This window comes from Nonomuraea spiralis (assembly GCF_014648435.1).
GTDB lineage: Bacteria > Actinomycetota > Actinomycetes > Streptosporangiales > Streptosporangiaceae > Nonomuraea > Nonomuraea spiralis.
The window spans coordinates 201,140-225,102 of the sequence record NZ_BMRC01000011.1; the positions used below are offsets into that span (position 1 = coordinate 201,140).

Annotated in this window: 21 protein-coding genes; 15 read left to right on the plus strand and 6 right to left on the minus strand. The window is 73.0% G+C overall.

Annotated features, from left to right (window positions below; translation table 11 throughout):
• Genes IEZ27_RS27365 through IEZ27_RS27390 form a run of 6 tightly spaced genes read left to right on the plus strand, consistent with a single transcriptional unit; the run spans position 1 to position 8,506 of the window.
• Positions 1 to 684 (plus strand): response regulator transcription factor, encoded by a 684-nt coding sequence (locus IEZ27_RS27365; protein ID WP_260477558.1) that lies wholly within the window; start codon positions 1 to 3, stop codon positions 682 to 684.
• Positions 681 to 4,253 (plus strand): DUF4153 domain-containing protein, encoded by a 3,573-nt coding sequence (locus IEZ27_RS27370; protein ID WP_189649862.1) that lies wholly within the window; start codon positions 681 to 683, stop codon positions 4,251 to 4,253. The genes IEZ27_RS27365 and IEZ27_RS27370 overlap by 4 nt, the downstream gene beginning before the upstream one ends.
• Positions 4,254 to 4,261: 8 nt before the next feature.
• Positions 4,262 to 5,791 carry an N-acyl-D-amino-acid deacylase family protein gene (locus tag IEZ27_RS27375; RefSeq protein WP_189649863.1) on the plus strand — a complete coding sequence of 510 codons (1,530 nt, stop codon included), beginning with the start codon at positions 4,262 to 4,264 and terminating at the stop codon, positions 5,789 to 5,791.
• A gap of 42 nt (positions 5,792 to 5,833) precedes the next feature.
• Entirely contained in the window at positions 5,834 to 6,910 is a 1,077-nt protein-coding gene (locus IEZ27_RS27380; RefSeq protein ID WP_229824382.1) for an alanine racemase, read from the plus strand.
• Positions 6,911 to 6,919: 9 nt separating this feature from the next.
• On the plus strand, positions 6,920 to 7,300 hold the full coding sequence (locus tag IEZ27_RS27385; protein WP_189649864.1) for a RidA family protein: 381 nt from the start codon (positions 6,920 to 6,922) through the stop codon (positions 7,298 to 7,300).
• 9 nt (positions 7,301 to 7,309) lie between these two features.
• Positions 7,310 to 8,506, plus strand: a complete 1,197-nt coding sequence (locus IEZ27_RS27390; RefSeq protein WP_189649865.1) for a hypothetical protein — start codon at positions 7,310 to 7,312, stop codon at positions 8,504 to 8,506.
• A 17-nt stretch (positions 8,507 to 8,523) separates the two neighbouring features.
• Here IEZ27_RS27390 and IEZ27_RS27395 read toward each other — a convergent pair whose 3' ends face one another.
• Both IEZ27_RS27395 and IEZ27_RS27400 read right to left on the minus strand, forming a co-directional pair.
• A complete protein-coding gene (locus tag IEZ27_RS27395; RefSeq protein ID WP_189649866.1) occupies positions 8,524 to 9,063 on the minus strand; it encodes a TetR/AcrR family transcriptional regulator in 540 nt (179 codons plus the stop codon).
• Between the two features lie 3 nt (positions 9,064 to 9,066).
• Positions 9,067 to 9,681, minus strand: a complete 615-nt coding sequence (locus IEZ27_RS27400) for a LysE family translocator (protein WP_189649867.1) — start codon at positions 9,679 to 9,681, stop codon at positions 9,067 to 9,069.
• Positions 9,682 to 9,783: 102 nt separating this feature from the next.
• Between IEZ27_RS27400 and IEZ27_RS27405 the strand changes: the two genes are divergently transcribed.
• The 6 genes from IEZ27_RS27405 to IEZ27_RS27430 all read left to right on the plus strand — a co-directional run bounded on the left by IEZ27_RS27405 (position 9,784) and on the right by IEZ27_RS27430 (position 17,209).
• Positions 9,784 to 12,525: an ATP-binding protein gene (locus IEZ27_RS27405; RefSeq protein WP_229824383.1), complete on the plus strand. Its 2,742-nt coding sequence runs from the start codon at positions 9,784 to 9,786 to the stop codon at positions 12,523 to 12,525.
• A 48-nt stretch (positions 12,526 to 12,573) separates the two neighbouring features.
• Complete coding sequence (locus IEZ27_RS27410; protein ID WP_229824384.1) at positions 12,574 to 12,855, plus strand: CGNR zinc finger domain-containing protein; 282 nt, start codon at positions 12,574 to 12,576, stop codon at positions 12,853 to 12,855.
• A 177-nt stretch (positions 12,856 to 13,032) separates the two neighbouring features.
• Positions 13,033 to 13,833, plus strand: coding sequence for a hypothetical protein (locus IEZ27_RS27415; protein WP_189649868.1), 801 nt, complete (start codon positions 13,033 to 13,035; stop codon positions 13,831 to 13,833).
• Between the two features lie 150 nt (positions 13,834 to 13,983).
• A complete protein-coding gene (locus tag IEZ27_RS27420) occupies positions 13,984 to 15,276 on the plus strand; it encodes an ArsB/NhaD family transporter (RefSeq protein WP_189649869.1) in 1,293 nt (430 codons plus the stop codon).
• Between the two features lie 57 nt (positions 15,277 to 15,333).
• Positions 15,334 to 16,200 (plus strand): RNA polymerase sigma-70 factor, encoded by an 867-nt coding sequence (locus tag IEZ27_RS27425; RefSeq protein ID WP_229824385.1) that lies wholly within the window; start codon positions 15,334 to 15,336, stop codon positions 16,198 to 16,200.
• Between the two features lie 7 nt (positions 16,201 to 16,207).
• Complete coding sequence (locus tag IEZ27_RS27430; protein ID WP_189649871.1) at positions 16,208 to 17,209, plus strand: LacI family DNA-binding transcriptional regulator; 1,002 nt, start codon at positions 16,208 to 16,210, stop codon at positions 17,207 to 17,209.
• Here the strand turns inward: IEZ27_RS27430 and IEZ27_RS27435 are convergent.
• A complete protein-coding gene (locus IEZ27_RS27435) occupies positions 17,206 to 18,624 on the minus strand; it encodes an MFS transporter (RefSeq protein WP_229824386.1) in 1,419 nt (472 codons plus the stop codon). The two genes, IEZ27_RS27430 and IEZ27_RS27435, sit on opposite strands and share 4 nt — an antisense overlap.
• A 69-nt stretch (positions 18,625 to 18,693) precedes the next feature.
• On the opposite strand from IEZ27_RS27435, the gene IEZ27_RS27440 reads away from it, so the two are divergent.
• Positions 18,694 to 19,182, plus strand: coding sequence for a winged helix-turn-helix transcriptional regulator (locus tag IEZ27_RS27440; protein ID WP_189649872.1), 489 nt, complete (start codon positions 18,694 to 18,696; stop codon positions 19,180 to 19,182).
• A 34-nt stretch (positions 19,183 to 19,216) separates the two neighbouring features.
• Here the strand turns inward: IEZ27_RS27440 and IEZ27_RS27445 are convergent, their stop codons facing one another.
• Positions 19,217 to 20,065 carry an NAD(P)H-binding protein gene (locus tag IEZ27_RS27445; protein WP_189649873.1) on the minus strand — a complete coding sequence of 283 codons (849 nt, stop codon included), beginning with the start codon at positions 20,063 to 20,065 and terminating at the stop codon, positions 19,217 to 19,219.
• Positions 20,062 to 21,093 (minus strand): saccharopine dehydrogenase NADP-binding domain-containing protein, encoded by a 1,032-nt coding sequence (locus IEZ27_RS27450; protein ID WP_229824387.1) that lies wholly within the window; start codon positions 21,091 to 21,093, stop codon positions 20,062 to 20,064. The genes IEZ27_RS27445 and IEZ27_RS27450 overlap by 4 nt, the downstream gene beginning before the upstream one ends.
• A gap of 67 nt (positions 21,094 to 21,160) precedes the next feature.
• Here IEZ27_RS27450 and IEZ27_RS27455 point away from each other — a divergent pair, with 67 nt between their 5' ends.
• The gene (locus tag IEZ27_RS27455) at positions 21,161 to 21,763 is read left to right on the plus strand and encodes a TetR/AcrR family transcriptional regulator (protein WP_189649874.1); all 603 of its coding nucleotides are present in this window, start codon (positions 21,161 to 21,163) and stop codon (positions 21,761 to 21,763) included.
• Here the strand turns inward: IEZ27_RS27455 and IEZ27_RS27460 are convergent.
• Positions 21,749 to 22,279: a copper chaperone PCu(A)C gene (locus IEZ27_RS27460; RefSeq protein ID WP_189649875.1), complete on the minus strand. Its 531-nt coding sequence runs from the start codon at positions 22,277 to 22,279 to the stop codon at positions 21,749 to 21,751. The two genes, IEZ27_RS27455 and IEZ27_RS27460, sit on opposite strands and share 15 nt — an antisense overlap.
• A 110-nt stretch (positions 22,280 to 22,389) precedes the next feature.
• On the opposite strand from IEZ27_RS27460, the gene IEZ27_RS27465 reads away from it, so the two are divergent.
• Positions 22,390 to 23,730, plus strand: coding sequence for a lanthionine synthetase LanC family protein (locus IEZ27_RS27465; protein WP_189649876.1), 1,341 nt, complete (start codon positions 22,390 to 22,392; stop codon positions 23,728 to 23,730).
• The last annotated feature ends 233 nt before the right edge of the window (positions 23,731 to 23,963 follow it).

Genomic DNA, 23,963 nt, shown 5'->3' on the forward strand with positions numbered 1-23,963 from the left:
GTGGCAGAGCAGCGGTGCATTCTCGTGGTCGAGGACGATGTGACGATCGCCCTGGCCGTACGGAACCGGCTGGCAGCCGAGGGCTTCGACGTCCGGGTGGCGGGCGACGGGCAGGACGCGCTGGTCCAGTACGGGAGGGCGGAGCCCGATCTGGTGATCCTCGACCGGCTGCTGCCCGGCATGGACGGGCTGGAGGTGTGCCGCCGGATGCAGGCGGCGCGGCCGGTGCCCGTCCTCATGCTGACCGCGCTCGGCGAGGAGACCGACGTGCTGGTCGGGCTGGGGGTGGGGGCCGACGACTACCTGGCCAAGCCGTTCAGCATGCGTGAGCTGGTGGCCAGGATCCACGCGCTGCTGCGCCGGGTCGAGCGGGCCGGACAGCTCGCGGCCGAGGACACGGTGATCCGGGTGGGCGAGGTGGAGATCGACACGGCCGCACGCCGGGTGTTCGTACGGGGGATCGAGGCCCAGCTCACCAGGACCGAGTTCGACCTGCTGCGGCGGCTGGCCGAGCGTCCCGGGCAGGTCTTCGAGCGCGACCGGCTGCTGTCGGACGTGTGGGGCTTCTCCGAGGCGGCCGCGACCAGGACCGTGGACAGCCACGTCCGGGCGCTGCGCCGCAAGCTCGGCTCCGACGTGGTGCGCACCGTCCACGGCGTGGGCTACGCCCTGGTACGTCAATGAGGCCCCTCGACTTCCTGGGCCGGATCAAGGTCAAGCTGGGCATCGTCATCGTGCTGGCGGTCGGCACCGCGTTCGTGGTGAACGAGGTCGGGCTCAACGCCGGGTTCACCAGGGACGTACGGATCGTCGTCGCGGTCATCCTCGCCCTGATCATGGTCCAGGTGCTGGCCATGGGCATGACCAAGCCGCTGCGCCAGATGGCCAGGGCCGCCCAGACGATCGCCAAGGGCAGCTACGGCCTGCGGGTCAGCGCCACCTCGCGGGACGAGGTGGGCGAGCTGGCCAGGGCGTTCAACGCGATGGCCGCCGACCTCGGCGAGGTGGACCGGCAGCGGCGCGAGCTGATCGCGAACGTCAGCCACGAGCTGCGCACCCCCATCACCGGGCTGCGCGCGGTGCTGGAGAACGTCGTGGACGGCGTCTCCGCGCCCGACCCGGTCACCATGCGGACCGCGCTCGCCCAGACCGAACGGCTCGGCCGCCTGGTCGCCCAGCTCCTCGACCTGTCCAGGCTCGACTCCGGCGTACGGCTGATCGAACCCGAGGCCGTCGAGCTGGCGCCGCTGGTGGAGCAGGCCGTACGCGAGGCGTCGCTGGCACGCGAGGACGTCACGATCTCGCCGTCGGTGCCCGCCGGGCTCGTGGTGCGCGCCGACCCCGACCTGCTGGCGCAGGTGCTGGCGAACCTGCTCGACAACGCCGTACGGCACAGCCCTCCCGGGGGTGTGGTGACCGTGACGTGCGGGGCGGAGCGGGCCGGGGCGCGGGTGGTGGTGGCCGATCAGGGGCCGGGCATCCCGGAGGCGTCCAGGGGGCGGGTGTTCGAACGCTTCTCGCGGCTCGACGCGGGACGGGCGGCCGACTCCGGGGGCGCGGGGCTGGGGCTGGCGATCGTCAAGGAGGTCGTGGAGCTGCACGGGGGGTCGATCCGGATCGACGACTGCGCGGGGTGCCGCATGGTCGTCGACCTACCAGGGAGGACGACGATGGCGGAGACACCGTTCGAGATGGGGTCGACCAGAACACCCGACCCCCAACCCGCCATCCCCCCACCAACCGGGGTTGCCCCGACGCCCCCGCCCCCGGGCACGCCGCCCCTCGCGGCGACAGGCGCTGTTGCGGGCGCGGTTCCGGAGCCCCCCTCCGAGACGGGCACGCTCGCGAGCGCCGGCTCGCTCGCGGCCCCGAGCGAGCCCACGGGCTCGGACGCGCTCGCCGGGTCGGGCGCGCTTGCGGGCTCCGACGCCCTGGCCGGCTCCGAGACCCCCGCCAGGTCGGGCGCGCTCGCGGGGGCAGCCGCTTCGGCCTCAGCTGCCTCAACCCCGGATGCGCCGACTGCAATTGCGCCGACCTCAGGCGTGGCGGCCTCCCAAGCGGCGGCCTCAGGCGCGGCGCCCTCAGTTGCGGCGGCCTCAGCAGCGCCGGACTCGGGCGTGCCGGCGTCGGGGGTGCCGATGTCGGGTGTGCCGGTCGCCGGCGTGACGACCGCAGATGTGACGGTCGCGGGCGTGCCGGCCTCGGGCGCGCAAGCGGCACCGTCGGCGAGGCCCCTTGCACCGGCGAGCGCGCCGTGGCCCCTCGCGCAGGCCGGCACGGCTCAGGGCGCGTCCACGCCTTTCGCGCAACCGGGCGCGGCTCAGGGCGCGTCCGGGCCTCTCGCCCCGGCGGGTGCGGCCCACGCAGCGGCTTGGCCGCCTGCGCAGGCGGGTGGGGTGGCGGCGGGGGGTGGGGGGTTCGCCAGGATGATCGCGGGTGGGGTGCTCGGGGTTGTCGCCGGGTTCCTGGGCGGGCTGTTCGCGGCCGTGCTCGTCTCCGTGGCCGTCGGTGACGGGCTGGCGCTGGTCACGCTGGTCATGGTGACGGCGCTGGGCGGTGCGCTCGGCATGGCGCTCGGGGACGGGTCGGGGCGTCGGGCGGCGTATCAGGCCGCGTACCAGGCGGGGATGCCCGTACGGACCCATGGCGACCCCGCACAGGCCCAGGCGAGCCCCGGACAGGGCCACAGCGGCCCCGCGCACGGGCAGATGGGCCCCGCGCAGGGGCACGGCGGGCCCGCGCACGGGCAGGGGCAGGGGTACGCGGGGATGGCGCAGGCGTATGTGCCGCCGCCGTTGTTTCCCAGGCCCGAGTTGCCCGCCGCGCCGCGCTGGCTGCTGCCGGCCGCCGCCGGCGCGGGGGTGTTCGCCGCGGTGGCGTTGCCCGACGCACAGGTCGGGCTGGGAATCGTGCTCGTCGCCATGGTGCTCGGCGCGGCGGCGTTGCCGGCCGTGCTGCGCAGGATGACCCCCTGGACGCTGGCGTTCGGGGTGACGGCGTACTGGCTGATCTCGATGGCGGCGGTGCGCGACGCGGACTGGCTGGTCGCGATCCTGCTCGTCGGGGGCGCGGGGCTGGGCGCGCTGGCGGTGTCCGGGGCGGGGGCCGGCTGGCTGGGCGTGATCAGGGGCGGTGCGTCCGTGCTGCTCGCGCTCGGTCCCGTGCCGTGGTTCCTGGCCGGGCCGCTCAGGAAGCTGACCGCCCGGCGGCGGATCATGCCGGTGCTCGCGGGGCTCGGCATCACGGTCGTGCTGGTCATGGTGTTCGGGTTGCTGTTCGTCTCGGCCGACGCCGTCTTCGCCTCGTACGTCGAGCGCCTGACCGCCACCCCCGCCTGGGCCGACTCGCTGCCGGGCCGGATCTTCGTCTTCGGGCTCGTCGCCGTGTTGCTGGCCGCCACCGTGCTGGTCGCGCTGCGGCCGGTGATCGACCCGGTCGGTCCCGAGCACAAGTTCGGCGTGAGCAGGAGCGTGTGGCTGGTGCCGCTCGTCGCGGTGAACCTGCTGTTCTCGTCGTTCGTGGCGGTCCAGATCACGGCGCTGTTCGGCGGCGACGGCTGGGTGCGGCGGACGGCGGGCCTGACCTACGCCGAGTACGCCAGGCAGGGGTTCTTCCAGCTCGTCGTGGTCAGCGTGTTCGTGCTGGGCATCGTCGCGGTGGCCGGCGGGCTGCTGCGGACCGAGCGCCGCGAACGCTGGCTGCTGGCCGTCATGCTCGGCCTCCTGTGCGGGCTGACGATGGTGGTGCTGGCCTCGGCCCTGCACCGGATGAGCCTCTACACCGACGCGTACGGCCTGTCCCGGCTGCGCATCTCGGTGCAGGCGACGGTGTGGTGGCTGGGCGCGCTGTTCGCGCTGGTGCTGCTGGCCGGCGCGGTACGCCTGGCGGGACGAGGCTCCGGCTGGCTGCCCCGTACGATCGTCCTGGTGACCGGGCTCGGCCTGGGCGCGTTCGCGGTGGTCAACCCCGACCTCCAGGTCGCGCAGACCCAGGTCGAGGTGCGCGGCGTCACCAAGATGGACTCCGACTACCTGGGCGACCTCGGCGCGGAGGCCGTGCCCGCCCTCGACCGGCTGCCCGAGCCGCAGCGCAGCTGCGTGCTCGCCGACGTGGTCCGCGCGAACGGGCTCGGCCGCCCCGATCCCTGGAACGGCTGGAACCTCGCCCGCGCGCAGGCCCGGGACCTGCTGGCCGAGCGGCCCGTCGATCCCTCGGCCACCTGCGCATCGGCGTCGGCGCGCGGCTCTGATTGAATCTTGGTGTGAGGTTCGACGTAGTCATCAGCGGCGGCCGGGTGCTCGACGGCACGGGCGCGCCGCCGTACCGGGCGGATGTGGGGATCGCGGGCGACCGGGTCGCGGCGGTCGGCAGGCTCGGCGGCGCGCAGGCGGGGACGGTGATCGACGCGACCGGACGGTTCGTCGCGCCCGGCTTCGTCGACTGCCACGCCCACGGCGACGCGGCCGTGTTCGACCCGGCCGTGCAGCTCGCGGCGCTCCGGCAGGGTGTGACCACGTTCGTCCTTGGACAGGATGGTCTGTCCTTCGCCCCCGGGTCCGCCGAGACCGTCGCGTACGCCTCCCGCTACTTCGCCGCCGTCAACGGCGCCCTGCACGAGGGCCCGCTGAGCGTCGCAGAGCTGCTCGCCGGCTACGACCGCGCGGTGGCGCTGAACACGGCCTACCTGCTGCCGCACGGCACGATCCGCTTCGACGTCATGGGCCCCTCGCCGGAGGCGGCCACGCGCGCGGAGCTGGCCGCGATGGTGGAACGGGTCGAGCGCGGCCTGTCCGAGGGCGCGGTCGGGTTGTCGAGCGGGCTGGAATACCTGCCGGGCCGCTACGCCGACGCCGCGGAGCTGGCCGCCCTGTGCACGCCGCTCGACGGCCTGCCGTACGTCACCCACATGCGGGCCTACGGCGCGAACGCCGCGGTCGGCATGGAGGAGGTCGTGGACATCGCCGGGCGCTCGGGCACGGCCGTGCACGTCTCCCACCTGCACGGGCCCGCCGACGTGCTGTTGCCGCTGGTCGGCAGGGCGCACGACGAGGGCGTCGACCTCACCTTCGACACCTACCCCTACCTGCGCGGCAGCACGATCCTGGCCATGGTGGTGCTGCCGCCGTCCGTGCCGGGCGCCCAGACGGACCTGGCGCTGGAGATGATCGCCTCGGCCGAGCTCGACGACTGGTGGGCGGGGCTCGGCGACCTCTGGCCGCGCCTGACCGTCTCCCACGCGCCCGGCCTGGAGTGGGCGGAGGGGCTGGCCCTGCCGGAGGCGGCCGGGCGGGCCGGCATGGACCCCGCCGCGTTCTGCCGCCACCTGCTGGTGGAGTCGCGGCTGGAGGCCGGGTGCGTCTCCGCGCGGCCCGACGAGGGCCCCGCGGGTGAGGAGTCCGTACGCCGGGTCCTGCGCCATCCCTCCCACACCGGCGGCTCCGACGGCATCTACATGGGCGGTCATCCGCATCCGCGCGGGTTCGGGGCCTTCGCCAGGTTCCTCGGCCGGCACGTCCGCGAGCTGGGCGACTGGACGTGGGAGCAGGCGGTCGTGCACCTGGCCTCCCACCCGGCCCGGCGGTTCGGGCTCGACGGGCGCGGGCTGGTGCGTGACGGGTTCGTCGCCGACCTGGTGGTGTTCGACCCGCTCACGGTGTCCGACCGGGCGACGTACGCCGACCCGCGCACCCCGGCGAGCGGCGTGGACGACGTGCTCGTGTCCGGCGTGCGCGTGCTGGCGGGGGGCGAGCTGACCGGGGCCGTTCCGGGACGGGCGCTCCGATCACGCTGATCCCGGCTGGGATAAGGTCATACGCGGATAAATGGGGGTGTTGTGCAGGTAATCCTTGGGCAGTCGGTCCTCGACGGCGAGCTCGGCTTTCCGCTGATGATCGTGCACCGCGACGCGCTGGAGCACAACGTGGCCACGATGGCCTCGTTCGTCCGCGACCACGGCATGGAGCTGGCCCCGCACGTCAAGACACACATGTCGCCGGAGATCTCCGCGATGCAGCTCGAAGCGGGCGCGTGGGGGCTGACGGTGGCGACGACCCGGCAGGCCCGGATCGCCCGCGGCTACGGCGGCGACCGGATCATGGTGGCCAACCAGGTCGTCGACTCGGCCGGGCTGAACTGGGCGGCCGGGGAGCTCGACCGCGATCCGGCGTTCGAGTTCCTGAGCTTCGTCGACTCCGAGACCGGGGTGGACATCCTGGCCCGGCACGCCTCGACGCGGCCGTTCCGGGTGCTCGTGGAGCTCGGGCACGAAGGCGGGCGGGCCGGCTGCCGCACGCTCGACGAGCTGCTGAAGGTGGCCGCGTACGTCCAGGAGACGCCCGGCGTCGAGCTGGCCGGCGTCGCCGGGTACGAAGGCGCGCTGAAGAGCGCGCAGGACGTCCGCCGTTACCTGGGCACGTTGCAGGACGCCGTCGAGCACGTCCGGGTCCGGAACCCGATCCTGACCGTCGGTGGCAGCCAGTGGTTCGACGTGATCGGCCGCGAGCTGGTCACCACGCAGGCCCGGATCCTGCTGCGCAGCGGCGCGTACGTCACCCACGACGACGGCTACTACCGCGAGCGCACGCCGTTCAACCGGATCGAGGGCGAGCTGCGGCCGGCCCTGGAGGTGTGGGCGCACGTACTGTCCACGCCCGAGCCGGGGCTCGCGGTCGTGGGCATGGGCAAACGGGACGCGCCCTACGACGAGGGGCTGCCGGTGCCGCGCCGGGACGGCGTCACGATCACGAAGATGCAGGACCAGCACACCGTGGTACGGGCCGACGGCCTCAAGCCCGGCGACCTGCTGGCCTTCGGGATCTCACATCCGTGCACCGCGTTCGACAAGTGGCGCGTGCTGCCTCTGGTGGACCGGGACTACCGTGTCGTCGGCACGATCCACACCGATTTCTAGGGAGATTTCGTGAAGAAAGAGCTCAAGACCACTGAGGGCGCGGCCCCGGTCGGCGCCTACTCCCAGGGACTGGTGGTGGGCGACTTCGTCTACACCTCCGGCATGGGCCCGCTCGACCCGCACACCGGCGAGATCGTCGGCGACGACGTGGCGACCCAGACCCACCAGGTCATGAAGAACCTCGGGGCCATCCTCGCCGCCCACGGCCTGGGCTTCGACGACGTCATCAAGTCGACGGTCCACCTCCAGGACGTCAAGGAGGACTTCGCCGCCTACAACGAGGTGTACAAGTCGTACTTCACCCAGCCGTACCCCGTACGGACCACGGTGGGCTCGCAGCTCATGAACATCCTGGTGGAGATCGACTTCGTCGCGCACAAGAGCGCGTAAGGTCTGCACGTGGACAGTTCGGTATACGTCTTCGCCGAGGACCTGCACGGTGAGGGCGTCGAGCGGGTGCTCGACAGGATCAGCGCGTACGGAGTGGACGGCGTCACGGTCGGGGCCGTCCACCACGCCGCGCTCGACGTCACCCCGCACGGACTGTCCAGGCTGACCGTCAGGCACGACGGCGCCCACTTCACCCCGCCGGCCGAGCTGTTCGACGGGCTCCGGCTCGCTCCCGTGCCCGGTCACGTCCACGCCCTCGCCGGGCTGCGCGAGGCGTGCGCCGGGCGCGGCCTGAAGCTCCACGGCTGGACGGTCTTCCTCCGCAACGCCACGCTCGGCACCGAGCACCCCGACGTGACCGTGCGCGACTGCTTCGGCGACCGCGGCTCGCTCATCGACCTGTGCCCCGCGCATCCCGACGTGCGCGAGTACTCCGTCGCGCTGGCCAGGGCGGTGGCCAGGCTGGGCGTCGACAGCGTGGTCGCCGAGGCGCTGCACTTCACGCCGGTCGAGCCGCAGCGCTCGTTCGTGCAGCTCGGGCCCATGGACTCGTTCCTGTTCGGGCTCTGCTTCTGCGACTACTGCATGCGCAGGGCCACCGACCTGGGCGTCAACGCCGAGGTGGCGCGCGAGGAGTGCGCGCGGATCGTGGGCGGGGTCTTCGACGGCGACCCGGCCGCGCAGGGCGAGGTGACCAGGGCGGCGCTCACCGCCTACGCCGGGCCCGAGGTGGTGGCGTACGCGCGGGCGCGCTCCGAGACCGTCACCACGCTCGTGTCGGAGGTGTCCTCGGCGGTCGCCGAGGAGGGCTGCAAGCTGGTCTTCATCGACTCGACGGGGGCGGTGAAGGGCTACCGGGACGGCCTGCCGACGCCGGGCCTGGCCGCCCACGACGCCTGGCAGCTCGGGGTGGACCTGGTGGCGCTGGGCGACCTGGTGCCCGCCTTCGGCGTGCTGGCGTACGCGCGGGACGCGGCGCGGGTGGCCGACGACGTGGGCGCCTACCTGCGTTCGGTGGGCAAGGACCGCGAGGTGCGGGCGGTGTTGCGGCCCGGCTACCCTGACAGCGACTCGACCGACCGCCTGGTGGCCAAGGCCAGGGGCGCGAAGGCGGCGGGCGCTCTCGCGGTCGACTTCTACGCCTATGGGCTGGTGCCCCACCCGGTGCTCGACCGCATCCCGGAAGCCCTGGCCGCCGCCGGTTGAAACCTCCGCACGTCCGCTCAGAGGCCGTCGAGCAGGACCGACACGGCCTTCTCCGCGTAGCCCTCCGGAAGGGGCAGGCCGCGGAAGACCGCGCGTATCCACACGGCCCCGGCCAGCAGGTCCACGATCAGCAACGGGTCGGCCGACGCGCTCAGCTCGCCCCGGCGCGCCGCACGCTCGAAGATCACCCGCTCCCGCGCGAACCGGTCGGCGAAGAACCGGCGGGCGTCGAGCTCGGGATGGCGTACGGCGGCGGCCAGGGCCGTGACCGCGATGTCGCTGCCGGGCGGTTCGGTGAGCAGCCGTACGATCTGCTCCACTAGGGCCACCAGGTCGCCCCGGAACGAGCCGGTGTCGGGCGTTTCGAACCCCAGCACGTCCGACTCGACCAGCGCGGCCCCGAGCAGCGCCGCCTTCGACGGCCACCACCGGTAGATGGTCGTCTTGTTGACCCCCGAGCGCTCGGCGACCCCCTCGACCGTGAGCCCGTCATAGCCCTTCTCCGCGACCATCCACAGCGTCGCGTCGAAGATCTCCTGCTGCTTCCTCGGCGCCATAGGTCATTTTCTCCCGGCGAACGCCGTGGCCACGCCGAGGCCCAGGTAGACGACGCCGCTGACGTACCGCAGGGTCCGGGCGGCGCGGGTCAGGCGGGTGCCGAGGGCGCCGGCGGTGAGCGCGTACACGAGGTCGGAGATCAGGCCCAGGAACAGCAGCGTCAGGCCGAACACAATGATCTGCAGCGCGGGCGAGCCGGCCCCCGGGTCGACGAACTGCGGGAGGAAGGCCAGGAAGAACAGCGCCACCTTGGGGTTGAGCACGTTGACCAGGACCCCTTCGAGGAACACCTTGGCCAGCGGTTGCGCGGGCGGCGCCCCGGCCTGCGCGTCCTTGCCGGTGAAGGCGCGTACGCCCAGGTAGAGCAGGTAGGCCACGCCCGCCCACTTGACGATCGCGAACAGCGCCGCCGACCGCGAGATCACGTACGAGAGCCCGGCGGCCGCCGCGGCGATGTGCACCAGCGTGCCGGCCTCCACGCCGAGCGCGCTGGCCAGGCCGGCCGCCCTGCCCTGGGCCAGGCCCCTGGCGGCGATGTAGAGGTGGTTGGGGCCGGGGACCAGCACCAGGACCAGGGAGGCCGTGGCGAAGAGCAGGAAAGTCGTCAAGGAGATCACGAAACAGCAGCGTAGAATGGGTTTGGTATGACGAAGAGGGCCAATTCCACGACGATGACGTGGACCAATGGAGTGTCGGCGCCGCGTGGCACACTTGCTGGCGTGAACGGTCTTCTCGTCGGGCGCTCGGCCGAGCTGTCCAAGCTCGTGCGTGTGCTGGAGTCCGCGGCCGACGGCACGGCCGGGGTCGCGCTCGTCGGCGGCGACGCGGGGATCGGCAAGACGCGCCTGGCCGGAGAGCTGGTGGCCGAGGCGCGTGAGCGCGGCTTCCACGTCATGGTCGGCCAGTGCGCCGAGCTGGGCGACGCGCTGCCCTACCTGCCGCTGGCCGACGCGCTGCGCGGCGCCGAGCCCGCCGTGCGCGAGGCCGTCGCCGCCCATCCGATGCTGGGCCAGCTCCTGCCGGGCCACGACACCGGGGCGCCCTCGGCCGGGCTCACCCAGCAGCGGCTGTTCGGGTCGCTGCTCGGGCTGCTGTCCGACGTCCAGCCGGTGCTGTTCGTGATCGAAGACCTCCACTGGGCCGACCGTTCCACCCGTGACCTGCTGGTCTTCCTCAGCCGCATGCTCCAGAGCGAGCGTGTCTGCGTGGTCGGCACCTACCGCACCGACGACCTCCACCGCCGCCATCCGCTGCGCGCGGTGCTGGCCGAGCTGAAGCGGCTGCCGTCGGTGACGAACGTGGAGCTGGGCCCGCTGGAGTCCGGCGAGATGTCGGACTATGTCACGACCTTGGGTGAGGTGGACGCGCAGGAGCTCGGGCTCATCGTCTCGCGCGCCGGCGGCAACCCGTTCTATGCCGAAGAGCTGTTCGCGGCCATGTCCGAGGGCGACAGCCTGCCCGACGGGCTGGCCAGCCTGCTGCTGTCGCGGGTCGAGGTGCTGTCCGAGGCCGGGCAGCGGGTGCTGCGCGCCGCCGCGGTCGCCGGCCGCCGGGTGGAGGACGAGCTGCTGCGCGAGGTCTCGGGGCTGCCGCTGGCCGAGTTCGAGGAGGCGGTCAGGGAGATCGTCTCGCGCGGCCTGCTGAAGGTCCAGGGCTACGGCTACGCCTTCCGCCACGCCCTGTTGCAGGAGGCGGTCTACACCGACCTGCTGCCCGGCGAGCGCACCCGGCTCCACGCCGACTTCGCGCGCCTGCTCACCTCGTCCGCCGAGCTGGCCCACCACCATCTCGCCAGCCACGACCTGGCCGGGGCCCTCGCCGCCTCGGCGCAGGCGGGCCGCGAGGCCGAGCGGCTGGGCGCGCCCGCCGAGGCCCACAACCACTACGACCAGGCGCTCGGCCTGTGGGACCGGGTGGAGGGCGCCGAGGAGCTGGCCGGGGAGAGCCGGGCCGCCCTCGCCTTCCGCAGCGCCGTCGCGGCGGCCGACAGCGGCGACAACCACCGGGCGGTCACCCGGCTGCGGGCGCTGCCGCCGACGTCCGAGGTCGACGAGCGGCTGGCCTACTACCTCTTCGAGACCAACGACCCGCCCGGCGCGATCGCGGCGGCCGAGCGCGCGGTCGAGAGCGCCGAGGACGCGCCGAGCCTCGCGCGCGCCCTCGCCACCCAGGCCCGCACACTGCTGTGGGGCCCGCGCCACCACGAAGTCGAGCCGCTGACGGCCCGAGCCCTGGAGACGGCCCGCGCCAGCGGCGCGGTCGACGCCGAGGTGGGCGCGCTGCTCACGCTGGCCAGCTATGTCGAGAACCGCGGCGACGTGGCGCGGGCCCACTCACTGGTCGAGAGCGCCTCCGCCCGGGAGACGGGCGTCCTGGCGATGGACCTGCGGGCCCGCTTCCATCACGCCCGCATCCACTACGAGCAGGGCATGCTCGCCCAGGCCGCCGAGGTGGCCGACGCGGGCGTCAAACTGGCCGTCGACACCGGCCTCAACTGGAGCACCTACGGCACCGACCTGCGTTTCCTGCGCCTGCTCATCCACTACGTCGCGGGCGAATGGGACGCGGCGGAGGCGGTGGCCGCCGGGTTCGGCGCGCGGGTGGGCACGCTGTCGGAGGCCATCCTGTCGTCGTTCGCGCTGTTCATCGAGGTGGGGCGGGGGTTGCCCGCGGTCGAGGCACGCCTTGAGTGGTTGCGGCCGTTCTGGCACGACGCCCTGGCCACGTACATGTCGCGGGGCATGGCCGCCGAGCACGCCCTGTGGAACGGCGATCCGGCCGCCGCGCTCGACCACGTCCACGCGGCCCTGGCGACGCTCGACGAGGGCGAGTCCGGCACGCTGCGGCTGGCCGCCGTCGGGCTGTCGGCGATGACCGAGCTCGGCACCACGGAGGGCGCCGACGACCTGCTGGCCCGTGCCCGGTTCGCCGCCACGCGGGGCCCGACCGGCGAGTTCGTCCAGCTCGGTCCCGAGGGGCAGGCGTGGGCGCTGCGGGTGGAGGCCGAGTGGCTGCGGCTCCAGGGCCGGCTCGACGTCGAGCTGTGGCGCAAGGTGGTCGCGGCGTTCGACTTCGGCTTCGTCTACGAGGTGGCCAGGACCCGCTGGCGGCTGGCCGAGGCCCTGCTCGCGGCGGGCGAGCGGGAAGAGGCGCAGGAGCAGTGGAGCCTGGCCAAGGAGGCGGCCGGCAGGCTGCGGGCCGCGCCGCTGGAGGCCGCGCTGCTGGAGTTCGGCAGGCGGGCCCGGTTCGGCGGCGGACAGCCCGAGGGGGCGCTGACGGCGCGCGAGGTCGAGGTGTTGCGGCTGGTCGCCGAGGGGCTGACCAACCGGGAGATCGCCGGGCGGCTGTTCATCGCGCAGAAGACGGTGAGCGTGCACGTGTCCAACATCCTGGGCAAGCTCGACGTCGCCACCCGTACACAGGCGGCGGCCGCCGCCCGCACCCACAATTTGCTGTCCTGACGGGCGGAGCCCGCGTGACCTTTCGTCCCAGGTGGTCAGGTGGCGTCGGTGAGTGTGGTGACGGCGCGGGTCGAGGAGAGGATGACCGGGGCCGTCGAGAGGGCCATGGCGGCGGCGGGCCACGGGCCGAGTGCCGTGGTCGGCGCGCCGCCGAGCAGCGCGCCGAGGGACAACGCGCCCCACGACAGCAGCCGGCTGAAGGCGTGCGCGAACGACGAGTGCGAATGGGCCTTCTACCACCATTCCCGCTCCCGTACGCGGCGGTGGTGCTCGATGGAGCTCTGCGGCAACCGGGCCAAGCAGACGCGGTGGCGGGACAGGCGGGGGTGAGTTCGTACATCTGGGACGCCACGTGCGGCTCTTTGGGGCGATCTTTGCGTCCCTGTTCGTAGCGTCCGAGATCGGGACCTCTCACTGGAGGGCGATGGCGGGCCCGGCCGGCCCGCTCGCGACGACCTGTCCTGCCGCGACGGGTCGGTCCGTCCCGTCTCGCAAAGGAGCAGACCCATGCCCACTCTCGTCACGTCTCTGCCCGCCCTGGCCGTCGCCGGGCTGACCGCACTGACGCCGGCCGTCGTCCCGGCGGCCGCGCAGGCCGCGGTCGCGATCTCCTGCACGGTGTCCGGTCAGGCCCAGTATCTGCCGGGGGCGCAGCGGCTCCTGCATCTGGAGCGTTCCTGGAGCCGCAGGGCCCCGTGGAACTGCGTCGACCGCAGCGGCTCGGGCGTCACGGCGGCCCGCATGCGGGCCAGCTTCAACGGCGTGACGCCGAGCTGCGGCGGGCGCGCCGCGGCACACGTGTTCGAGGACGAAAACATCTTCGACCGCATGTTCCGCGACCGCGACCGCAACCTCGCCAACCGCATCATCTACGACCGGCACGACCGCAGCCTGGCCGACCGCATCATCCATGACCGCGAGGAGCGCAACCTCGCCGACCGCATCGTCTACGACCGCGAGGAGCGCGGGAGCTCCGACGGCGTCTTCCGCGACCGCGGGGACGGCTTCCGCAAGTGGAACGACGGCACCGCCTTCACCCGCGACACCGCCCCCGGCGGCACCGGCACGATCACCATCGGCTGGACCGTCAACGGGGCCACGCGGACCAGCAAGGCCGCCGTGCGCATCGTCGAGACCGACAACGACACGGCCAAGGTCGCCGGCACGATCCAGTCCGGGCTGTTCAGGGGCCGGACGTTCAACGGCCGGTTCGACACCTCCCTGCTCGGCGGCTCGGGCACGTGTGTGTCGGGCAGGACCGGCAGCGTGCTGAGGGGCGACTTCAAGGGCCAGTTCACCGTCGGCTGACCACCGCGGGCCCGAGGGACGTGACCGGCGGGAGCCGGCCCGCCGGTCACGCCTCTTGATAGGTTGTACGCAGGTGTGCCGGGAAGTCTGGTCGGCGATTCCGTTGTCGATCGTGGAGTTCCCCTTGCAGCTTTCCCCGGGCGGTCCGCCGTGACCGTCACCGCGTGGCTGGCGGTCGCCGTCTTCCTCGCCTCGTACACGCTGATCGCCACCGAGAAGGTGCACCGGGTCGCCGCGGCGCTCGGCGGCGCGGGGCTCATGTTGCTGCTGCACGCCACCGACGGCGGCGCGGCCTTCTTCGACGAGCACACCGGCATCGACTGGAACGTCATCTTCCTGCTGCTCGGCATGATGGTCATCGTCGGCGTGCTGAAGCAGACGGGCGTCTTCGAGTTCCTGGCGATCTGGGCCGCCAAACGCGCCAGAGGGCGGCCGTTCCGGCTCATGGTGTTGCTGATCCTGATCACCGCGGGCGCGTCGGCGCTGCTGGACAACGTGACCACCGTGTTGCTGATCGCGCCGGTGACGTTCCTGGTCTGCGAGCGGCTGGCGTTGCCGGTCGCGCCGTTCCTGATCGCCGAGGCGATGGCCTCCAACATCGGCGGCACCGCCACCCTGGTCGGCGACCCGCCGAACATCATCATCGCCAGCCGGGGCGGGCTGACCTTCAACGACTTCCTCGTCCACCTGACGCCGCTGATCGTGGTGCTGATCGTGGTCTTCATCGGGTTGTGCCGGGTGATGTTCCGCCGGTCGTTCACCTACGACCCCGAGCTGGCGGCCGAGATCATGGCGCTCGACGAGCGCGAGGCGATCGCCGACCACAGGTTGCTGTGGCAGTCGCTGGCCGTGCTCGCGGTGGTGATGGCCGCGTTCGTGCTGCATCCCGTGCTGCACTACGAGCCGTCCGTGGTGGCGCTGCTCGGCGCGGGCGTGCTCGTGGCCGTCACCAAGGTGACCACCGAGGACGCGATCCGTGAGGTGGAGTGGCCCACGCTGGTGTTCTTCGCGGGACTGTTCGTCATGGTCGGGGCGCTGGTGGAGACCGGCGTCATCGCCCAGGTCTCCCAGGCCGCCGCGCAGGCCACCCATGGGCAGCTCGGGCTGACCACGATGGTCCTGCTGTGGGCCTCGGCGGTCCTGTCCGCCATCGTGGACAACATCCCGTACGTGGCCACCATGAGCCCCATCGTGGCCGACCTCGTCCAGGCCAACGGCGGCGACGGGCCGGCGCAGGTGTTGTGGTGGGCCCTGGCGCTCGGCGCCGACCTGGGCGGCAACGCCACGGCCGTGGGCGCGGCGGCGAACGTGGTCATCCTCGGCATCGCGGCGCGCAACGGCACCCCGATCAGCTTCTGGCAGTTCACGAAGTACGGCCTGATCGTCACGGCGACGACCGTCGCGCTGGCCACGCCGTACCTGTGGCTGCGTTACCTGATGTGACGCACGTCATGTCACACCCATAGGCCGTAAAGGCTCTCAGGGGACATGATGCCTGGAATGACGGACGTGTTCGCCGACCACCGGGAGCTGCTGTTCTCCATCGTGTACAACATGCTCGGCAGCGTCTCCGACACCGAGGACGTGCTCCAGGAGACCTGGCTGGCCTGGTCGTCGAGGGATCCGGCGGAGATCGGCAACCCACGCGCCTACCTGGTGCGGATCGCCGTGAACCAGGCGCTCGCCCATCAGTCGGCGCTGCGCCGCCGGCGCGAGACGTACGTCGGGCCGTGGTTGCCCGAGCCGCTGGTCTCGGCCGCCGACGGGGCGGAGGAGGTCGTACGGGGCGAGTCGGTGTCGTTGGCCCTGCTGGTGGTGCTGGAGACGCTGACGCCGCTGGAGCGGGCCGTGTTCATCCTGCACGAGGTGTTCGCCTACCAGCACAACGAGATCGCCGGCATGATCGGCCGCAGCCCGGCGGCGGTGCGTCAGCTCGCGCACCGCGCCCGTGAGCACGTCCAGGCCCGTCGGCCGCGCAACCGGGTCGAGGCGCGCGTGCAGCAGGAGGTGACCGAACGGTTCGTGGCCGCGGCCTTCGGCGGGGACCTCGACGCGCTGATGGAGCTGCTGGCGCCGGAGGTGACCCTGTGGGCCGACGGCGGCGGCAAGTCGGTGGTGGGCGGGCCGCGTCCCGTCCACGGCCGCGACAAGGTCGCCCGGCTGCTCGTCGCGCGCACCGCGCAGCCGATGGAGGGGCTGGACATCCAGTACAGGGAGGTCAACGGGGACCCCTCGGCGGTGGTGTTCGTGGAGAACGCGCCGTTCGCCGTGATGGTCGTCGACCTGACCCCCGACGGGTCGCAGGTGCGCGACATCTACACGGTCGCCAACCCCGACAAGCTCTCCCGGGTGCGCAAGGAGTCATGATCTAGGGGTGAGACCTACAGCGCGGCAGGTGGCCGAACTGGCGAACGTGTCCGTGGCGACCGTCTCCTACGTGCTCAGCGGGCGGGACCGTCCCGTCGGCGCGCAGACCAGGCAGCGGGTGCTCGACGCGGCCAGGCAGCTCGGCTACACCCCCGACCAGGCGGCCCGCAGCCTGCGGCGGCGCAGCACCCAGCGGGTCTGCCTGGTGCTCGGCTCGTTCGGCGGGGTGCCGGCGGACGAGCGGCTGGCCGCCGACCTGCACGAGAGGGCCGACGCCCGCGGCTACTCGGTGGTCACGCTGGCCGTCTGCTCGCCGGCCCGCGCCCGGTCCGCGACCGACGTGCTGCTCGGCGGCATCGCCGACGGCGCGCTGTTCAATGTGACCGGCGACCACCTCACCGGCGACCTGCTGGCCGAGCTGGCCGCCGCTGAGTTGCCCATGGTGGCGCTGCGCAACGAGGACGTGCCCGAGGGCTGCGACGTCGTACGCACCCCGGAGACCGAGGCGTGCGCCGAGGCGGTAGAGCACCTGCTGGCCGGCGGACGGCGGCGGATCGTGTTCATGGGCCAGCGCTGCGAGCTCACCCGCGACCGGCCGGTCGGCCGCCTGCTGGGCTACACGACGGCCCTCGACCGGCACGGCGTCGCCGAGCGGGTCGTCATCCCCGGCGCCGACGACCGGGTGTCGGCCTACCGGACCGCCGCCGAACTGCTGCGCTCGCCCGACCGCCCCGACGCGCTCTTCGCCGCCACCGACCGGGCCGCCATCAGCGTCGTCCAGGCCGCCAGGGACGCCGGGCTGCGCGTCCCGGACGACCTGGCGGTGGTCGGCGTCGGCAACATCGACGAGGGGCTGATCAGCAACCCGCCGCTCAGCACCGTCGGCCCGCTCAGGCACGACTTCACCGACGTCGTGGACCTGCTCTTCGACCGGCTCCAGGCCGAGGAGCCGCCGCCCGGCCGCGAGATCGTCCGGCCGTGGAGTTTCCTGCGCAGGGGATCGTCCTAGCCGACGGTCTCGGGCACGGGCCGCGCGGCGGGTTCGGCGGCGCGGGCACGCAGGCCGAACGCGGTCACCAGCACGGCTACCGCCGCGGCGGCCACCGGGACGACCAGGGCCGTCCTGAGCGAGTCCAGGCTGGTCGCCGAGCCGCCGCCGAGCGCGGCCACGTTCACGGCGGTCACCGCCGACAGGCCGAGCGCGGTGCCGAACTGGATCGCCGTGTAGAGCAGGCCCCCGGCCAGGCCCTGCCGGTCCTCGGCCACGCCCTCGGTCGCGGCCATGGTCAGCGGGCCGTAGGTCAGGGAGAAGGCCAGGCCGAGCAGGAGCATGGTGGGCAACATGGCGGCGTACGTCCAGTCCGGGCCGACCGGCAGGAACAGCACGTACGCCAGCGCCGACAACACGATCCCGGCGAACAGCACGCGGGCGTTGCCGAACCGGTTCACCAGCCGGGGCGTGAGCGTGGGGGCCAGGACCGTGTCGATGCCGATCACCAGCATGGCCAGGCCCGTCTGCAGGGTGCTCCAGCCGCGTACCTCCTGGAGGTAGAGCGTGGCCAGGAACTGGAAGCCGGCGAAGGAGGCGAGGAACAGCAGCGCGCCCAGGTTGGCGCGGACGAGCGGCCCCGAGCGCAGGACGTCCAGGTGGACCAGCGGGTCGGCCGAGCGGCGTTCGATCAGCAGGAACGCGGTGAGCAGCGCCAGCCCGGCGGCGAAGACCGCGACCGTGATCCATGTCCCGTCGGCGGGCGCCTCCAGGCGGACGACGCCGTACACGAGCAGCAACATCGAGCCGGTGACGGTCAGCGCCCCGGCCAGGTCGAACGAGCCCCGCACCCGTTCGCCGGAGTCCTTGACCAGCGGGACGGCGGCCAGCAGGATCAGCGCCGACAGCGCCACCGGCGCGAAGAACACCCAGCGCCAGCCGATCGAGGCCAGCAGGCCGCCGGCGACCAGGCCGAGCGAGAAGCCGCCCGCCGCGGTCCCGGCGTACACGCCGAGGGCCTTGGTGCGCTGCGGGCCCTCGGGGAAGTTGCCGGTGACCAGCGCCAGACCGGCGGGCGCCATGAACGCCGCGGCGACGCCCGTGACGAACCGCGCGACCAGCAACATCCACCCCTCGGTCGCCAGACCGCCCAGGCCGGAGAAGAGCAGGAACACCGTCAGCCAGGTCAGGAACATGCGGCGGCGGCCGAGCAGGTCGGCGGCCCGGCCGCCCAGCAGCATGAAACCGCCGTACCCCAGCACGTACGCGCTGACCACGCCGCTGAGCATGCCGGTGGACAGGCCGAGGTCGGCGCGGATCGACGGCAGCGCCACGTTCAGCATGGCCACGTCGATGCCTTCCAGGAAAACGGCTCCGGCCAGCACGAACAGCACGCTCCAGGCACGTGCGTCCATGCGCTGGTTCAAGGGAGACATGATGCGTTCCTTCCACAATGGTCGGTTCCTTCTTGTAACCAGCAGCATTTTTGGTGACCATTGGTGCCTATGGAAGACGGAACTTCGATGTCCCTCGGTCACTGCGGGGATACCGACTACGACGTGCTGCAATGGGACCAGCGGGAGGACTGCGAGGTCAGGCAGATCCTCGACCGGATCGCCGACAAGTGGTCCCTTCAGGTGATCGCCCTGCTCGACCGGCGCAGCCTGCGCTTCACCGAGCTGCGCCGGATGATCGACGGCGTGAGCCAGCGCATGCTGACCAGGACGCTGCGCCACCTGGAGCGCGACGGTCTGGTCAGCCGTACCGTCCATGCCACGGTGCCACCCCGCGTGGACTACGCGCTGACGCCCCTTGGCGGCACGCTGCACGCCACCATCCGCGCCCTGGTCACCTGGACCGAGGAGCACCAGAGCGAGATCGCCACGGCCCGCGCCGCCTACGACGTACGGGTGGCCGCCGAGCAGGAGGAGGCGGCGGCGGAGGCCGCCGGGCGGGACGCGGTCGCACGCCTGGTGCTCGCGGTCAGGCGCTGACCCGCCCGGCGACCCTCCTGGGCCCGGGAGCCGGTCAGTCCCGGGTGGCGGCGAACTCGCGCAGCGTCACCGGGCGGCGTCCGCCGACGCGCTCGATGTTCTCGGTGACGCGGTAGAGGGGATGGTCGTTCGAGCCGATGAAGCGGAAGATCGCCCACAGGTGGGTCAGGTGCTCGACGGCGTACGGGTCGCCGTACACGTCGTGCGCCCGCCGTTCCCACTCTTCGGGCGGCAGGTCCGCGTACGGCACCCCGAGGGCGTCGGCCGCCTCCCCGGCCGTCGCCATCTGGCCGGTCAGCAGGCACACCGGGTCGGCCGGCGCCGGGTCCAGGAGGAGGCCCGCGCCCACCCGCGCCACGTCGGAGGCGGCGACGAGCGGGATCAGCGTGTCCGGAGGGCCGAGCGGGAGCGCCAGCTCGCCGTACGCGTCCGCCACGACGGCCAGGTTCTCGAAGAAGACCGCCGCGCGCAGGTGCACCGCGCCCACCCCGGCCCAGTCGAAGACCTGCTCCGACAGCCAATGGCGGCGCATGCGCGGTGTGCCGGCCTCGGGGGAGGCGTCGAGCTGGGAGACCTCGACCACCCGCTCGACCCCCTCCTCCCTGGCCGCCGCCGCGAACGCGCCCGTGGCGTCGAGCAGCCCGGCCGTCACCGGATAGGTGAAGTACGCCCGCCGGACCCCGCGCATCGCGGGCCGCACGTCCCTGATCTCGCGCAGGTCGCCGACGACGACGTCCGCGCCGAGCTTGCGCAGCTCCCCGGCGCGCTCGTCGTCGGCGTGCACGAAGGCGCGGACGGACTGGTCACGCCGCAGGAGCTGCTCCACGACCTGCCTGCCGGTGCCGCCCTGGGGACCGCCCGCCGCGCCCGTGACGAGGATCATCGCCCGGTCCTTTCCGGCAGGGTGAGCCTGAACAGCCCGAGCGCTTCGAGGTCGCGCAGGAACGGCTCGGCGGCGAACGCCTCGGCCGGGGCGAACACGCCGGGCCCGGGACCCTGGCCGCCGGCCAGCCGCACGGCGGCCTCCACCGAGGCCAGCGCGCTGAGCCGCCACAGGTCGCGGCCGGTGATCCGGCCGGCCGCGCCGCCGTCCTCCGTGATGACCTGGACGGCCACGGTGAACTCCGACCCGGCCCTGGTCGCCGGATCGACGGCATCGCCGGTGAACGCGCCCTCCTCCTCGAAGGTGTGCGCGGTGAGCTGCGCCTCGACCCGGCGCGCCGGCACGTGCCTGGGCACGGTCACGACCTCCGACGACGGGATCGGCGCGATCATCGTGCGCGGGCCGAGCGGCGGGGGGAAGGGGAAGACGACGTTGCGCGGCTCGACGTAGCCGACGTGCTGGGCGCCGTCGTCGTAGGTGATGCGGCGGGTGTCGGCGAACAGCAGCTCGGCGGTCTTCCGCGCGCCGGTGGTCAGCCGCCAGCCGGACACGGCGTACGCGCTGGTCACCCGGTCGATGCCGGTCAGGTCGGCGGCCACGGCGGCGGCCAGCAGGTCGCCCATGCCGCCGTAGAAGCTCATGGCGGTGATCATCGTGCTGCCCGCGTCCCTGGCGGGGGCGGGCATGGTGTCGAACATCCACTTGGTGTGGTGCTGCTCAAGGGCGTGGTCGACGTAGTGGCAGCCGGACTCGGCCGCGGCCAGGGCGACGGGCCGGCCGGTGTCGGTGAAAGGGCCGGCGCAGTGGATCAGCACGGCGGCCTCGGCGGTGAGGGCCCGCAGGGCGTCGGGGTCGTCGAGCGGGGCCTCGTGGACGCGGGCCCCGCCGAGCTCGTCGGAGACGGTCTTGAGCCGGGCGGCGTCGCGGCCGGCCAGGATGACCTCCAGCCCGCGGGCACGCAGTTCCGCCGCCACCAGGCGTCCGGTATGTCCAGTCGCTCCGTAGACGGCGATGGGTGATGAGGACACGAGCGGCCTCCATGTTCCATACTTCTGGTACGTGATTCGAACATACGTACTAGGAGTATGGAAGTCAATGAGCCGCCGTACGCAGGCAGAACGAACGGACGAGACGACCGCCCGGCTCGTGGGCGCCGCCCGCCGCCTGTTCGGGCAGCACGGTTACGCCGACACCTCGATCGACGCCGTCGCCGCCCTCGCGGGGGTGACCAAGGGGGCCGCGTACCACCATTTCGGGGGCAAGCCGGCGCTGTTCCGCGCGGCGTTCACCGGCGAGCTGGCGGAGGTCGCGGCGGCCCTGGAGCGGGCCGGGGCCGAGGAGGAGGATCCGCTCGCGGCGCTGCGCCGTGGTTGCCGCACCTTCCTGGAGCACTGCCTCGACCCGGGCTTCCGGCGGGTCGTGCTGCTCGACGCGCCCTCGGTGCTGGGCTGGGAGACGGTCCGCGAGATCGAGTACGACCACATGCTGCGTGTCCTGCTCGGCGGCATGCGCAGGGCCGCCGAGGGCGGGCGGATCGCGGGCGGGAACGTGCCCGCCCGCGCGCAGCTCGTCTTCGGCTCGATCTGCGAGGGCGGCATGCTGCTGGCCCGCTCCACCGACCCGGAGGCCGACCTGCCGCTGATCGCCGCCGAGCTGGACCGGCTCCTGGAGGCGCTCAGGCCGTCAGTGGGCGGGTGAATGCCGCGGCGCGTGCCCCGGCGCCGCCGGGGTGGTCATCGTGGTGGGACCGGCGGGGGACTGGCTCGTGTTCGACTTCACGGGCACGATCACGCGCACGGCCCCCGCGTCGCGGAAGGTGAAGATCATGGGCACGGAGGTGCCGCGTACGCCGGTGACCGTGCCGAGGGGCTGCTGGTTGGCGCCCACGGGCTGGTCGGGCCGGATGTCGGCGGCGGCGCCGGAGAGCTGCACCGTCCCGCCGCCGCCTTCGACGGTGATGTGCTGGAGCTGGTCGGGCTTGTCGCCGTCGTTGATCACCACGGCGTACAGGGTCTGCTCGGAGGCCGGCGAGGTGGGGGAGGCGGCCTGGCCCGGGGCGGCCTGGAGGTAGGCGTTGCGCACGTGCACGACGCCCTTGAGGTCGGCGTTCGCGCCGTCGTTCTGCGGCAGGTGCTGACCTGTGTCGAACCCGATGTTCGTGCAGCCCGTGGCGGCCAGGGCCAGGATCGCGGCACAGCTGACGGCACGCTTCACGACGCCCTCCCCGTTCAGTACGTTACGTCACCGTTCCGTTACCCGGGATGATGGAGGCGAACCCTTGGCGAAACACCGATTTTCCTACCAGAAGTGTGGGAGAATGGAGTATGGGCTTGGACCGGACCCGCTCGCCGAGTGAGCGCGCCGAGACTCCGCTGACCGCCGCGATCATGGCGGGCCGCTGGATCCGTACCGCCGCCGTGGACGACGGCAGGGGTCGTCACTGGCGTGCCAACCCCGACGCCAGGGGCAGGTCGGCCGCCGCCGGCGACTCCGCCTCCCTGTACGCGGGCGCCGCCGGCATCGTGCTGTTCTTCCTGGAGCTGGCCGCCGCGACCGGCCACGAGGCGTACCTGGACGACGCCCGCAAGGGCGCCCGCTACCTGGCCGCCACCTGGCGCGAACGCGCCGACCTGTCCCTCTACCACGGCCTGACCGGCACCCTCGTCGCGCTCATCGAGGCCGGCTGGGCCTTCGGTGACGGGCTCTTCGAGGAGGAGGCCGTCGCGGTGGCCGACACGATCGTGCGCGCCGCGCGCCCGCTCGACGGCGGCGTCGGCTGGACGCGTGAGCCGGCCCAGCGCGGCGACGGCGGGATCGTGCTGGGGCTGCTCCAGGCGGCCGCCGCGCTCGGCGTGCGGGGCTACGAGGAGACCGCGGTGGCGGCGGGCGAGCGCATCGCCGGGCTGGCCGTGCCCGGCCACCGTTTCGGTGACTGCGCCGACCTGCCCCTCGACGCCGTCACCCCGGGCTTCCTGTCCGGCACGGCGGGCACCGCGTTCCTCCTGGCCAGGCTCTACGGCGTCACGGGCGAACGGCGTTTCCTGGAGGCGGCCGGCCGCGGCGCCGGCTTCGTGCGCGAGGTGAGCGCGGTGGCGGGCCGGTGCGCGGTCGTCCCGCACCACGTGCCGCAGGGGCGCGAGCTGCACTACCTGGGCTTCTGTTCCGGCTCGGCGGGCGTGGCGCGCATGTTCTACGAGCTCTACCGGGTGACCGGCGACGCCGGGCACCTCGACTGGGCCGAACGGCTCGCGCACGGCATCGTCGAGAGCGGCGCGCCCCACCGGCAGACCGACGGCTTCTGGAACGTGGCCTGCCAGTGTTGCGGCGCGGCCGGGCTGCTCGAACTGTTCGTCGGCCTGTGGGCGGCGACCGGCGACGAGTCGCGGCTGGAGTACGCCCGCGTGCTCGCCGGTCACCTCATCGGGCGCGGCGACAACCACGACGGGCAGGGCTTCCGCTGGTACCAGGCGTACCGGCGGCTGCGTCCCGGCGAGGTGAGCGCGGACACCGGCTACATGGTCGGCGCGGCCGGCATCGGGGCCGCCCTGCTCCACCTCGACGCGGCCATGCAGCCCCGGCAGGCGCGCCGGGTCATCCTGCTGCCCGACAACCCGTTCCCGGCGATCCCGGTGCCACCGGCCAAACTTCGCGATTCCGCACAATAGGTATTCCCTTTAAAACCAGTAGGGAATATTGACTTCCGGCTTCCGGCGGCTTAGCGTCGTTGACATGAGCCAGGGCACTCTCCTGACCAGGCGCCCGCACGTGGACTTCGGCCACGTCGCCAGCGCCCAGTGTCGTTGATCACGGACCAGCAGCAGCCCGCCTTCCTCTGAGCGCTCCAGCGTGGCCGACGCCGTCCACGCCTCCGCTGACGAACCCCCTTTCCGCGCTCCCG

Bases quoted from the DNA above. Each gene is read 5' to 3' on its own strand.
- IEZ27_RS27370 (WP_189649862.1), top strand. From the start codon at position 681: ATGAGGCCCCTCGACTTCCTGGGCCGGATCAAGGTCAAGCTGGGCATC.
- IEZ27_RS27395 (WP_189649866.1), bottom strand. From the start codon at position 9,063: ATGGCGCCGAGGAAGCAGCAGGAGATCTTCGACGCGACGCTGTGGATG.
- IEZ27_RS27415 (WP_189649868.1), top strand. From the start codon at position 13,033: ATGCCCACTCTCGTCACGTCTCTGCCCGCCCTGGCCGTCGCCGGGCTG.
- IEZ27_RS27425 (WP_229824385.1), top strand. From the start codon at position 15,334: ATGACGGACGTGTTCGCCGACCACCGGGAGCTGCTGTTCTCCATCGTG.
- IEZ27_RS27435 (WP_229824386.1), bottom strand. From the start codon at position 18,624: ATGTCTCCCTTGAACCAGCGCATGGACGCACGTGCCTGGAGCGTGCTG.
- IEZ27_RS27440 (WP_189649872.1), top strand. From the start codon at position 18,694: ATGGAAGACGGAACTTCGATGTCCCTCGGTCACTGCGGGGATACCGAC.
- IEZ27_RS27445 (WP_189649873.1), bottom strand. From the start codon at position 20,065: ATGATCCTCGTCACGGGCGCGGCGGGCGGTCCCCAGGGCGGCACCGGC.
- IEZ27_RS27455 (WP_189649874.1), top strand. From the start codon at position 21,161: ATGAGCCGCCGTACGCAGGCAGAACGAACGGACGAGACGACCGCCCGG.
- IEZ27_RS27465 (WP_189649876.1), top strand. From the start codon at position 22,390: ATGGGCTTGGACCGGACCCGCTCGCCGAGTGAGCGCGCCGAGACTCCG.